We start from the raw sequence: 10,433 nt of genomic DNA on the forward strand, positions 1-10,433 counted from the left end.
CATCCTACGGCGCGCCCTAGAGATCAATCACCAGTTCCGCCGACTTGCTGCGCGAGCAGCACAAGGCGATGTACTGCTCCGGGGCGCTTTTTTCGCTGTCAGACTGCACGGTATCGCGGTGATCGATCTCTCCGGCGGTGACCCGCGTCAGGCAGGCGCCGCACATGCCCATCTCGCAGGAGAGCGGAACGTCGACGCCATGCTCCAGCAGCACCGTGGCAATGGTTTTGTCAGGTGGAATGGTACATTGCTGCCCACTGCGTGCCAGCGTCACGGTAAAGCCCTCTTCCGCGCCAGCCGTGCGGGCGACAGGTTTGAACGCTTCAGCGTGAATATTGGCGCTATCCCAGCCGCGCGCCAGCGCCTGCTGCTGCATGTGCGTCATAAACCCTTCCGGCCCGCACAGGTACAGATGCGTGTCGGCGGCAGCATCAAGCAGTTCCGCCGGTGGATAATCACGGGCGCTGCGGCCTTCGCTGCTGTACCAGATTTCACAAAATCCATGCTGAAAACGCTGCGCCAGTTCGGCGGCAAAAGCTTCATCACCGCGCTGGCGCACGAAGTAATGCAGCACAAAAGGCACGGCGGCGGCCTCCAGCGCCAGCGCCATGGCGTATAGCGGCGTAATGCCAATTCCGGCCGCCAGCAAAATGACTTTAGCGGCCGGTTGCAGAGGAAACAGGTTGCGCGGTGGCGAAATCGCAATCGTCTGGCCGGGGCGCAGCGTGTCGTGCACGTAGCGCGAGCCCCCGCGTGATTGCCCGTCGCGGGCAATACAGATTTGATAGCCGCGCGCGTCATCGCAGCGTCCGGTCAGTGAGTACTGACGTATCAGACCATCACGCAGGTGGACATCAATGTGCGCACCCGGTTGCCAGTCCGGCAGCGGCTGGCCATTTTCCGCCACCAGCGTGACGCTGAGATTGTGACGGCCCTGACGATACAGGCCATCCACCACCACATTCAGCAGATCACTCATCGTTGCCTCCTTACACCAGGAAAAATTCGCCGAAGCCCATGCGCTTCAGGCCGCGACGATAAGCAATGGAGCTGCGATCGGCCGGAATATGCGCTTCCAGAGCGAGGTCGAGCGGCAAACGCTCCGGCTGCTGGGTTTCCACCATCAGGCGGTCTTCTTCGAATACGCGCTGATTGAAGGCGTGCACCTCTTCGACCGGGATGTGCAGGTCAAAATTACGCGCGATGGGCGCAAACATGCGCGTTTTGCGCGCCGACACCGGCGACGCGGCATTCATGATCACCAGGCGCGATTCGCCGGGGAAATGAATGGTCAGCGTGGCGGTAAACGGCAGATGCATCTCGAAATGACGCAGCCAGCTAAATCCTTCCGGCGCCTGCTGCGGACTGTCAGCGGCAAAGTTACTCACTGAGCTCCAGTAATCCACGGCAAAACCGGTCTCGGTTTCGACCGGGTTATAGGCAGGTACTACCTGGTTGTTGGGATCGGCGAAGGTTTCCGTGTGCACCCAGGCGAAGTGCGCCACATCCAGAAAACCTTCCACCTGGCGTCCGGCAAAGCCGTTGACGTCAAAACCGGGACAGTTGATCTGTTGAAAACCAGCATCATCCCAGTGCGGCATGGTGGGCAGCGGCGCGGGCTGGTCAGCATCCGGCGCGAGGCACACCCAAATCAACCCAAAGCGCTCTTCCACCGCGTAACTGATCAAATTGAGTTTGGCCGGAATCGGCTGGTCGGGGCTGGACGGGATGCGATTGCAGCGGCCACCGGCACCGAAGCGCAAGCCGTGATAAGGGCAGACAATACCCTCTTCATCATGAAAACCCAGCGTCAGCGGGACGCCACGATGCGGGCAAACGTCGCGTGCCGCTACCACCTGACCCTGCAGACGATACAGCACCAGCTGCTCGTCAAGCAGCACCGCTTTGGTCGGTGCGCCGGCGATATCACAGGAACGGGCAACCGGATGCCACTGTCGCGCCAGACGCAGCCAGTCATCAGGTTCAAACGTGCAGTGTGCGGGAGGCGTAATGTTATTCATGCTGTTGTCCTGTCAGGTGCTCACACAAGGCGAAATAGAAGGCTTCATTTTTGTCAGGACATTGTTAATATGCTTGCCTGTGCAAATCCATCAGCAAGAATGCAGCCATGTGTTGCAAAAAACCGTACAGGTGAGCAATGAGCCCGTTTTCCCGCTTTGCCGTCTATTTTGCCGAAGTGGCGCGCAGCGGCAGTTTGCGCAAAGCCGCTGAGCAACTGCACGTTTCCGCTTCTGCCATTAACCGGCAGATTCTGCAGGCGGAAGAGAGTTTTGGTACGCCGCTGTTCGAACGTTTGCCGGAAGGGCTGCGCATGACCACCGCCGGAGAATTGCTGTATGACGATGTGATGCGCTGGCAGCGTGAGTTTCGCGTCACGCGGCAGCGTTTCGATGATATACAGGGACTTAAGCGCGGTAACGTCACGGCCGGGCTGGTGCAGTCGCTGACCAAAGGCAGCGTGGCAGACGCCATCGCCGATATCGCACGCCAGCATCAGTGGCTGCGGCTGGAGCTGACGGTGGACAACAGCCACCGCATCAGCCAGATGATTCGCCAGTCGGAAATCGATTTTGGCCTGATTCTCGATCCCGCCGGGCAGAGCGGACTTGAAGTGCTGGCGTTTGCCGAACTGGAGATGGGCGTGGTGATGGCCGCCGACCATCCGCTTAGCACGAGGCCGCTGCTGTCGCTCAGCGAACTCAGTCATGAGCGACACATTGTGCCTGGCGCCGCGCTGGTGGTCCACGAACGTGTCGATGCGCTGTACCGCAAGCAGGGCCTGGCGCCGGAAAACATTATCGCCTGTAACGACATCCGCCTGATTCGCAGCCTGATCGCGCAGGGCACCGGCATCAGCGTGCTGAGCCTGCTGGACGTAATGACCGAGGTGCAGGAGAACCAGCTCTGCTTTGTACCGCTCAGGCACAGCGTGATGCGACCGCTGACCCTGGCGCTGTGTACTGCGCCGTCGCGCCAGCTATCGCGGGCGGCGCAGATGGTGATTCAGCGCATGACTGAGGTGATAGAGGCGATGGCCAGTGTCAGGCCCGCAGGCGGGCCGTAATCACGTTCAGTGCCCGGTTTCGGCATGCGGCGCGCGGGTTTTGCTGGCACCGGCACCGCCCGATGGACGGGCGATAATAATACCGAGAATACCGCCGACAATCAGCGCCATCGCCACAATCAGCAATCCTGAGTGATAACTTTGCGTCGCATCTTTCATTTTTCCCAGCAGCGGCGGTAAACCCAGTCCGACAAAATTTGCCACCGTGTTGATAAAGGCAATCGATGCCGCAGCAGCTACGCCAGCTAATTTTTCTGTGGTCACTGCCCAGAATATTGGCGTCAGGGCAAAGTTAAGCCCGACGGTGAAGACCAGCAAAATATAGGACAGCAACAGGCTGTCCGAATAAATCGCGCCGGTTAGTGCCAGGCCCGATAAAATTAATGGCAAGCCCATATGCCAGGCGCGTTCACCGCTGCGATCGGAGTGGCGTCCGTTTAAATACATAAATACGCAGGCCATCACAAAGGGCAGGGCGGATAACAGGCTGATAATAAAATTACTCTGCTCAGCGGCCATGCTTTTAATAATCAACGGCATGAACAACGTAATACCGATCGAGCCAAACGCCTGTAAAAACCATACCAGACTGAGCAATAACACCGTGCGATCTTTTAATGCCTGCAGCCAGGAGTGGTTCTTATTCAGGGTAACACCCAGATTGTCCTGTTCGAGGCGCTGGCGCAGCCAGTGTTTTTGCGGTGTAGTTAACCAGACAGCATCGTCGGGCTTATCGGGTAAGCGCCACAGCACCAGACAACCAAGCACTACCGCGGGAATGCCTTCCAGCGCGAAAAGCCAGCGCCAGCCTGCGATATCGGCAATGCCATGCATATTGAGAATGGCACCGGAAATGGGCAGACCAATAATCGACGCGCCCACCGATCCCATATAAAAGAAAGACATTGCACGTGCGCGGTTACTTTTAGGGAACCAGCAGGAAATATAATAGATAATACCCGGCGCAAAACCGGCTTCGGCCATACCGAGTAAAAAACGCATTACATATAACTGATTGGCGCTATGAACCAGCGCCATGCCGGTACTGACAATGCCCCAGGTAATCATAATGCGCGCTATCCAGCGCCGGGCGCCGACTTTGGTCATAATGACATTACTGGGAATTTCGAAAAGAATGTAGGAAATATAGAACATGCCGACACCGAGGCCGTACATGCTGGTGGTAAGCCCGAGATCGGCATTCATTTGCAGCGCAGCGATAGAGATATTGGTTTTATCGAGATTAGCGACAAAATAACAGATTACGATAAACGGGATGATGCGCTTATTTAATTGACTCAACGTAGAACCAGAAACATCGGAACTTATCATATCCACCTCGTCACGCAGCATTACGCCACTCCGCGCCGGCAGACAGGCGCAAGGGTAGCGATGTCATGAATGATCTGTTTCGCTTGCTAAGCAATAAATGAAGTACAGCCGAAAATAAAAATCATTTTATTTCGGCCACGCGGCAGCATTAACTATGCCGATAGTGATATTGCACATGAGCGATATAAATCGTCATGAGTTAGCAGTGTAGTACAATCTATTTTGATTGTACTACAATAGAGATCACAGATTGGACGATTGGCAGGCGTTAAACGATCGCGGCGTAATCACCGGTACCCTCCGGCCAGGGCGTGAGCAGGTCGAAGCCGGTATCCGTGACGGCGACAGTGTGCTCCCACTGCGCGGACAGGGAGCGATCTTTGGTCACCACCGTCCAGCCATCAGACAGCACGCTGGTGCCCGCTTTGCCGGCGTTAATCATGGGCTCAATGGTAAAAATCATGCCAGCCTGCAGCGCCAGCCCCTGGCCCGGCGTGCCGTAATGCAAAATTTGCGGATCGCCGTGGTAGATCTCGCCGACGCCGTGACCGCAATACTCGCGTACCACGGAAAAACCGGCCTTTTCAGCGACCTGCTGAATAGCCGCACCGATATCGCCCAGCGTTGCACCGGGTTTCACCACCCGAATGCCTGCCACCATTGATTCATACGTCACGTCAACCAGGCGCTTAGCGCGTACCGAAGGCTGACCGACGAAATACATGCGGCTGGTGTCGCCGTACCAGCCATCTTTGATGACCGCCACGTCGATATTGACGATGTCGCCGTCTTTGAGCTTTTTCTCGCCCGGAATCCCGTGGCACACCACGTGATTAACCGAGGTGCAAACGGTACGGGTGTAACCCTGATAGCCAATGTTAGCCGGAATGACCTTTAGCTCATTGACAATATAGTCATGACAGCGGCGATCCAGTTCATCGGTGGTAACGCCGGGTTTCACCCAGGGCGCGATCATCTCCAGGACTTTGGCGGCGGCGTGACCGGCGGCGCGCGCCCGTTCAATTTCTTCAGCGGTATGCAGTTTAATACTCATTGCGCGATTCCCTGCGGAATAAAGGAAGGTTGGTCAAGCAGCTGCGCCAGTTCAGCGCCGCCATCACGTTCGACCCGCATCAGCAGGCGTGTCAGTTCCTGATGGCTGAGCTGCGGATAAAGTTCGGCCAGCATGCCGATTTTCATCCAGTGCTCCGCCTGCGCGTTGATCGAACGACTGAGCGCCGTGCTGGCGATGCGCAGGTTCTCATGCATTAAATCCGAAATTTTGACGATACCCATAGCTGGCCTTTATATGAAACGTATATGATATGTATATAGCATATCCACAACGGCATGATTTGCAAGGTCAGATTTTCAGCTGTGCGTAAATTTGCGAAATTTGTCAGAAAATCAAATACATTGTTTAGACCACTACGTTCTCGTCTCCACGCGGACCGGGATACTTTTTGGTCATAGAAAGATTTTTATGACCGGGCAGCCGCTGCGATTCTCGTGAAGAGAAATGAGGTGATACGAAAACGGCACGGCTTTTGCTTGACTCACTTTTTGGCATCAAAGGGTGGGGGAGCAATGGATGACGCACTGAGTTGGTTACAGGCCTCAAGGCAAAGCGATATTGCCAGCCTGCAACGCCTTCGCCAGACCGGCAAACTCATTACCACCGTCAGCGAGCTGGTGCATCAGCTTCAGCGCGAGCGGGGGGCGAGCAATCTGTGGATATGTTCAGAAGGCAGGCTTTACGGCGAGCAACGGCTCGCCAGTGAGCAGGATGTGACGCGCTGCCAACGGGATTTTTGCCAGGCCTTACCCAGGGTTGAAGCCCAGCCGGGATACAGCCGCTTCTGCAACCTGATCGCCGCCGCGCTGCAGGCCCTGGCCGGATTACCGGCGTTGCGCCAGCAGATTACGCAACAGCAGATCGCGCACGCGCAGGCCGTTGCGGCGTTCAGTACCATTATCCGTAGCTTACTGAACCTGGTTTTTGAGGCCGCCGACACCGCCAGCCATCCTGACATTACCCGCGCGCTCATTGCGCTATTCAGCTTTATGCAGGGCAAAGAGCTGACGGGACAGGAACGCGCCCTGGGAGCGGCCGGCTTTGCTGCCGGACAATTTAGCGCGGAGCAGCGCAGCGCCATGGTGGCCTTAATTGAAGCACAGGAACAAAGCTTTTCGACCTTCCAGCAGTTTGCCGATGAGGCGGTTTTACACCACTGGCAGCCGCTGGCGCAGGCCAGTCGTGAAATTGAACGACTGCGACGCATTGCCTGTACCGACGGTCGGCGGGACGACAGTGGCGCGCTGCACTGGTTTTCGCTGCTGTCACAGCGCATCGACCAAATGAAATTGCTGGAGGATCGGCTGTCAGCCACGCTGATGTTGCGCTGCCGCGAGGCGATCGCACTGGCACAGCATCAGGCAGCTGAACCTCTGCATGTGGCGCAGTCGGGCTGCGATTTTACTTTATATGTCTCCGGGGTGGACTGGCTGCCCACCGAGTCCGGTGCGCTGAACAGCGACGGGCTGGCACCCCAGCTGGGTCGTTCACTGCTGTCGTTGATCACGGAGCAGTCTCAGCGTTTACAGCATCAGGCCAATGAGCTGGCCACCCTGCGCGCCACGCTGGAAGAGCGCAAACTGCTCGACCAGGCCAAAACCTGGCTGATGCAGCAGCATGGGCTGAGTGAAGAGCACGCCTGGCAACGGCTGCGTAAAAGCGCGATGGATCAGAATAAACGGCTACCGGAAATCGCCCAGGCGATCGTCACGGTGGCAGCCACAATGAAGAGATAACTCTAAAGCGTTAGCTGCACAATGCTTGTGCGTATTCTGCGTCAAAAACGTGCAAAATCGGTTAAAAAACCAGCCCGGGGAAAGCCCTGATCGCCACGCGCAGGGCCGTTTCAAAGCTGGCATGCAGTTTGCTTTACCCTATTAAGTGTATGCATTAGCTTTGCCAACGGCGGTAAAGCGAGTGCTTTTGGATAAAGGCGTCCATCTCCCTGTGAAAGCAGTGGAGAGGACGCCTTTTTTTATTTCCTGAGGGTGGCAAAAAATGAGCAAATCGCCAGTTTCACTGTCTCGACGTCAACTGCTGTTATCCAGCGCCGCCGCTGGCGGGCTGTGGCTGTTGCCGGGATTGCGCAACGCCGTATGGGCGGCGGGTTCCGATGCGCCAGAAAAAGCCACCGTGCGGGTGGGATTTATTCCACTGACCGACTGTGCGCCGGTCGTCATGGCCTCGGTGAAAGGCTTCGACAAAAAATATGGTCTGACGCTACAGCCCAGTAAAGAAGCCAGTTGGGCAGCCGTCCGCGACAAACTGATCTCCGGTGAGCTCGATGCAGCACACGTCCTGTACAGCATGATCTATGGCCTGCAACTGGGCGTTGCCGGTCCTCAGCATGCGATGGCGAACCTGATGACGCTCAATAACAATGGCCAGGCAATCTCCCTGTCGAACCAGCTTAAAGCGCAAAAAGTCACCGATGCCGCCAGCCTGAAAAAGACCATCGACAGCAAGGCCAAAGGCAGTCTCACCTTTGCGCATACCTTTCCGACCAGTACCCACGCGATGTGGCTCTACTACTGGCTGGCGAATGCCGGTATCAATCCATTTGATGACGTGCGCACTGTCGTCGTGCCGCCGCCGCAGATGGTGATGAATATGAAGATTGGCAATATGAGCGGCTTCTGTGTGGGCGAGCCGTGGAATCAGCGCGCCATCAGTGATGATATTGGTTTTACCGTCGCTACCAGTCAGCAGATTTGGCCCGATCACCCCGAAAAAATTCTTGGCACCCGCGCCGCGTGGGTGAAAGAAAACCCCAATACGGCGCGCGCGCTGACGGCGGCTGTCCTGGAGGCGGCACGCTGGATCGATGCCTCCGATGATAACCGCCGCGAAACGGCGCAGGTGCTGGCCGGACGCGCCTGGATCAACACCAAACCTGAGATTCTGCAGGGTCGCATGCTCGGCCAGTACGAAAACGGGCTGGGACACAAATGGCAAGACCCGCATGCGATGCGCTTCTTCCATGACGGCAGCGTCAGTTTCCCGTATCTGTCCGATGGCATGTGGTTCCTCACCCAGCTTAAGCGCTGGGGAATGCTGACCGAGGATCCGGACTATCTGGGCGTCGCAAAGCAGATCAACCGAATTGATATCTACAAACAGGCAGCGAGCGCCGTCGGCAACATCACGTTGCCCGGCAGTGAGATGCGCAGCAGCACCCTGATCGACGGCAAGGTGTGGGATGGCACGAATCCTGCCGTTTACGCCGCCAGCTTTGCCATTAACCACAAAGAGAGGTCGTGATGAAAAGCCAGACTCGCTCCCTGACGCAGCCTGAGACGCTGCCCACCCGGGCCACGGTGGTGCCCCTTCAGGTCACGCCAAAAAAGATGCGCTCGCCTGCGCGCCTGCGTCCGTTTTTGCAGCGTGCCATTCCCGCGCTGTGCGGTGTGATGCTTCTGCTTCTGATCTGGCAGATCGCGGCCCTTTCCAGCAAAGGCTTTCCCGGCCCGTACGCCACCTGGGAAGCGGCGAAAATCCTGTTCGCAGATCCGTTCTATAACAACGGCCCTAACGATCAGGGCATCGGCTGGAATGTGCTGGCCTCGCTGCAGCGCGTCGCTATCGGCTTTGGCCTGGCCGCGCTGGTGGGGATTCCCGCAGGCTTTCTGCTGGGGCGTTTTGCCTTTGTGGCACGCATGTTCAATCCGGTTATCGCGCTACTGCGTCCGGTCAGCCCGCTGGCCTGGCTGCCTATCGGCCTGCTGCTGTTCCAGCGCGCCGAACCGGCCTCCAGCTGGACCATTTTTATCTGTTCTATCTGGCCGATGATTATTAATACCGCCGAAGGTGTACAGCGCATTCCACAGGATTACCTCAATGTGGCGCGCGTGCTGCAACTGTCGGAATGGACCATCCTGCGCCGCATCCTGTTTCCCGCCGTTCTGCCTGCGGTGCTGACCGGGGTCCGCCTGTCGATTGGTATCGCCTGGCTGGTGATCGTGGCTGCCGAAATGCTGACGGGAGGCCTGGGGATCGGCTTCTGGATCTGGAACGAGTGGAACAACCTCAATGTTGAAAACATCCTGATTGCCATTTTGCTGATTGGCGTCGTCGGCCTGCTACTGGAGCAGGGACTGATGCTGCTGGCGCGTCGCTTTAGCTGGGATAAATAAGGGGAACACTATGCAACCTATCATTCGTGTACAGCAGGTCAGCCAACGTTTTACCACTTCCGGCGGCGATTTTCTGGCGCTCGATAATGTCAGCTTTGATATTCATCAGGGGGAAACCCTGAGCCTGATCGGCCACTCCGGCTGTGGTAAATCCACGCTGCTCAACCTGATCGCCGGTTTAACCCAACCTACCAGCGGCGTCCTGTTATGCGATAACCGCGAAGTCACCGGCCCCGGCCCTGAGCGCGCCGTTGTGTTTCAAAACCACTCGCTGTTGCCCTGGCTGACGGCGTTTCAGAACGTTGAGCTGGCGGTAGAGCAGGTGTTTAAAGGCAAGATGAACAAGGCGGAAATGCGTGACTGGATCGAGCACAACCTGAACCAGGTGCAAATGAGTCATGCCATGCATAAACGCCCCGGCGAGATCTCCGGCGGCATGAAGCAGCGTGTCGGTATCGCCCGCGCGCTGGCAATGAAACCTCGCGTGCTGCTGCTCGACGAACCCTTCGGTGCGCTGGATGCCTTAACGCGCGCGCATCTGCAGGACAGCGTCATGCGCATCCAGCAGGCGCTGAACACCACCATCGTCCTGATTACCCATGATGTGGATGAAGCCGTGTTGCTGTCCGATCGGGTACTGATGATGACCAACGGTCCGGCGGCGCAGGTGGGCGATATCCTGACGATCGACCTGGTCCGGCCGCGTTCACGCGTGGCGCTGGCGGATGACGTGCGTTATCACCAGCTGCGCCAGAAAGTGCTGCATTTTCTCTACGAAAAACAGACTTCGGCGGCATAAGGACGACAC

10 protein-coding genes are annotated in these 10,433 nt (G+C 57.2%); 5 read left to right on the forward strand and 5 right to left on the reverse strand.

Translation table 11 applies throughout. From position 1 onward, the window contains the following. Nucleotides 1-16 precede the first annotated feature (16 nt). On the reverse strand, nucleotides 17-979 hold the full coding sequence (locus tag AC6I79_RS20585; RefSeq protein ID WP_104187741.1) for a PDR/VanB family oxidoreductase: 963 nt from the start codon (nucleotides 977-979) through the stop codon (nucleotides 17-19). A gap of 10 nt (nucleotides 980-989) precedes the next feature. Then, complete coding sequence (gene hpxD, locus AC6I79_RS20590; RefSeq protein ID WP_058781371.1) at nucleotides 990-2,021, reverse strand: molybdenum cofactor-independent xanthine hydroxylase subunit HpxD; 1,032 nt, start codon at nucleotides 2,019-2,021, stop codon at nucleotides 990-992. A gap of 137 nt (nucleotides 2,022-2,158) precedes the next feature. Here hpxD and AC6I79_RS20595 point away from each other — a divergent pair, with 137 nt between their 5' ends. Then, nucleotides 2,159-3,085, forward strand: coding sequence for a LysR family transcriptional regulator (locus AC6I79_RS20595; protein ID WP_021508717.1), 927 nt, complete (start codon nucleotides 2,159-2,161; stop codon nucleotides 3,083-3,085). A 6-nt stretch (nucleotides 3,086-3,091) separates the two neighbouring features. On the opposite strand, the gene AC6I79_RS20600 is transcribed toward AC6I79_RS20595, so the two are convergent. The 3 genes from AC6I79_RS20600 to AC6I79_RS20610 form a co-directional block, all read right to left on the reverse strand. Continuing rightward, entirely contained in the window at nucleotides 3,092-4,417 is a 1,326-nt protein-coding gene (locus AC6I79_RS20600; protein WP_498027834.1) for an MFS transporter, read from the reverse strand. Between the two features lie 268 nt (nucleotides 4,418-4,685). Beyond that, nucleotides 4,686-5,471: a type I methionyl aminopeptidase gene (gene map / locus AC6I79_RS20605; RefSeq protein ID WP_150059739.1), complete on the reverse strand. Its 786-nt coding sequence runs from the start codon at nucleotides 5,469-5,471 to the stop codon at nucleotides 4,686-4,688. Further along, nucleotides 5,468-5,713 (reverse strand): ParD-like family protein, encoded by a 246-nt coding sequence (locus tag AC6I79_RS20610; protein WP_010615787.1) that lies wholly within the window; start codon nucleotides 5,711-5,713, stop codon nucleotides 5,468-5,470. The genes map and AC6I79_RS20610 overlap by 4 nt, the downstream gene beginning before the upstream one ends. Nucleotides 5,714-6,004: 291 nt before the next feature. Between AC6I79_RS20610 and AC6I79_RS20615 the strand changes: the two genes are divergently transcribed. The 4 genes from AC6I79_RS20615 to AC6I79_RS20630 all read left to right on the forward strand — a co-directional run bounded on the left by AC6I79_RS20615 (nucleotide 6,005) and on the right by AC6I79_RS20630 (nucleotide 10,424). Continuing rightward, the gene (locus tag AC6I79_RS20615; RefSeq protein WP_021508714.1) at nucleotides 6,005-7,228 is read left to right on the forward strand and encodes a nitrate regulatory protein; all 1,224 of its coding nucleotides are present in this window, start codon (nucleotides 6,005-6,007) and stop codon (nucleotides 7,226-7,228) included. 262 nt (nucleotides 7,229-7,490) lie between these two features. After that, the gene (locus tag AC6I79_RS20620; protein WP_104187745.1) at nucleotides 7,491-8,753 is read left to right on the forward strand and encodes a CmpA/NrtA family ABC transporter substrate-binding protein; all 1,263 of its coding nucleotides are present in this window, start codon (nucleotides 7,491-7,493) and stop codon (nucleotides 8,751-8,753) included. Then, a complete protein-coding gene (ntrB, locus tag AC6I79_RS20625; RefSeq protein ID WP_021508712.1) occupies nucleotides 8,753-9,625 on the forward strand; it encodes a nitrate ABC transporter permease in 873 nt (290 codons plus the stop codon). Before AC6I79_RS20620 ends, ntrB begins: the two co-directional genes overlap by 1 nt. Before the next feature lie 10 nt (nucleotides 9,626-9,635). Then, the gene (locus AC6I79_RS20630) at nucleotides 9,636-10,424 is read left to right on the forward strand and encodes an ABC transporter ATP-binding protein (protein ID WP_498027835.1); all 789 of its coding nucleotides are present in this window, start codon (nucleotides 9,636-9,638) and stop codon (nucleotides 10,422-10,424) included. The last annotated feature ends 9 nt before the right edge of the window (nucleotides 10,425-10,433 follow it).

Source organism: gamma proteobacterium symbiont of Scutellera amethystina, from assembly GCF_059730845.1.